The sequence below is a fragment of the Flavobacterium sp. P1_E4 genome (assembly GCF_056405915.1).
Genome location: NZ_JBFUBE010000055.1, coordinates 1 through 2,343, shown reverse-complemented (window position 1 = coordinate 2,343; position 2,343 = coordinate 1). Strand labels below are relative to the sequence as shown.

At 48.2% G+C, this 2,343-nt stretch carries 1 protein-coding gene; it reads right to left on the bottom strand.

Annotated features, from left to right (window positions below; translation table 11 throughout):
* On the bottom strand, positions 1-2,343 hold a 2,343-nt coding region (locus AC1DY0_RS18910; protein ID WP_477190133.1), incomplete at both ends, for a beta strand repeat-containing protein.

Sequence of the window (2,343 nt, the reverse complement as noted above, 5' to 3'; positions counted from 1 at the left end):
TTGAAGCAGTGGCTCCGCTTACCGTAGCCGTTGCATTGGAACAGATGGTTTGACTTCCGCCAGCTGCAGAAGCTTGAGGTAATGCATCCACATTAACGGTATAAGTTGATGTAGCTTTTGCAATTCCGCAAGTATTGTTACTGGTAACGGTCATGGTCAAGGTCACAGTATTGCCTTCATCTCCGGCCGCTGCAGTGTAGGTTGGGGTCAATGTGGTGGCATTGCTTAACGAACCGGCTCCGTTGTGTGTCCAAAGGATTGTTCCATTTGAAGCAGTGGCTCCGCTTACTGTAGCCGTTGCATTGGAACAGATGGTTTGAGTTCCGCCAGCAGAAGCTTGAGGTAATGCATCCACGTTAACGGTATAAGTTGATGTAGCTTTTGCAATTCCGCAAGTATTGTTACTGGTAACGGTCATGGTCAAGGTCACAGTATTGCCTTCATCTCCGGCCGCTGCAGTGTAGGTTGGGGTCAATGTGGTGGCATTGCTTAATGAACCAGTTCCGTTATGTGTCCAAAGTATTGTTCCATTTGAAGCAGTGGCTCCGCTTACCGTAGCCGTTGCATTGGAACAGATGGTTTGACTTCCGCCAGCTGCAGAAGCTTGAGGTAATGCATCCACATTAACGGTATAAGTTGATGTGGCTTTTGCAATTCCGCAAGTATTGTTACTGGTAACGGTCATGGTCAAGGTCACAGTATTGCCTTCGTCTCCGGCCGCTGCAGTATAGGTAGGTGTAAGTGTTGTTTCATTGCTCAATGAACCGGCTCCGTTATGTGTCCAAAGGATTGTTCCATTTGAAGCAGTGGCTCCGCTTACCGTAGCCGTTGCATTGGAACAGATTGTTTGACTTCCGCCAGCTGCAGAAGCTTGAGGTAATGCATCCACATTAACGGTATAAGTTGATGTAGCTTTTGCAATTCCGCAAGTATTGTTACTGGTWACGGTCATGGTCAAGGTCACAGTATTGCCTTCATCTCCGGCCGCTGCAGTATAGGTTGGGGTCAATGTTGTGGCATTGCTCAATGAACCAGTTCCGTTATGTGTCCAAAGTATTGTTCCATTTGAAGCAGTGGCTCCGCTTACCGTAGCCGTTGCATTGGAACAGATGGTTTGASTTCCGCCAGCTGCAGAAGCTTGAGGTAATGCATCCACATTAACGGTATAAGTTGATGTGGCTGTTGCCAAGCCGCAAGTATTGTTACTGGTAACGGTCATGGTCAAGGTCACAGTATTGCCTTCATCTCCGGCCGCTGCAGTGTAGGTAGGTGTAAGTGTTGTTTCATTACTCAACGAACCGGCTCCGTTGTGTGTCCAAAGGATTGTTCCATTTGAAGCAGTGGCTCCGCTTACCGTAGCCGTTGCATTGGAACAGATTGTTTGACTTCCGCCAGTTGCAGAAGCTTGAGGTAATGCATCCACATTAACGGTATAAGTTGATGTGACCTTTGCCGAACCACCACAGCTATTGTCGCTGGTTACGGTTAGTGTCAGTGTCACGGTTTTTCCTTCGTCTGCTGCTGTCGCAGTATAGGTAGGTGTAAGTGTTGTTTCATTGCTTAATGAACCGGCTCCGTTGTGGGTCCAAAGTATGTTACCGAACGATGCAGTTGCTCCGCTTACCGTAGCCGTTGCATTGGAACAGATGGTTTGGCTTCCGCCATTGGCATCTGCCAAAGGAAGTGGGTTCACATTAACTGCATAAGTTGATGTGGCCGTGGCCGAACCGCAAGCATTGTTGCTGGTTACGGTTAGTGTCAGTGTCACGGTTTTTCCCTCGTCACCTGCTGCAGCAGTATAGGTTGGTGTAAGTGTTGTTTCATTGCTTAACGAACCAGTTCCGTTATGTGTCCAAGAGATGCTTCCGTTGGATGCAGTGACTCCGCTTACCGTAGCCGTTGCATTGGAACAGATGGTTTGGCTTCCTCCATTGGCAGATGCCTGAGGAAGAGGATCCACGTTCACGGTATAAGTTGATGTAGCTTTTGCAATTCCACAAGTATTGTTACTGGTAACGGTCATGGTCAAGGTCACGGTTTTTCCCTCGTCACCTGCTGTAGCAGTATAGGTCGGGGTCAATGTGGTGGCATTGCTTAACGAACCAGTTCCGTTATGTGTCCAAAGGATTGTTCCATTTGAAGCAGTGGCTCCGCTTACCGTAGCCGTTGCATTGGAACAGATGGTTTGACTTCCGCCAGCTGCAGAAGCTTGAGGTAATGCATCCACATTAACGGTATAAGTTGATGTAGCTTTTGCAATTCCGCAAGTATTGTTACTGGTAACGGTCATGGTCAAGGTCACAGTATTGCCTTCATCTCCGGCCGCTGCAGTGTAGGTAGGTG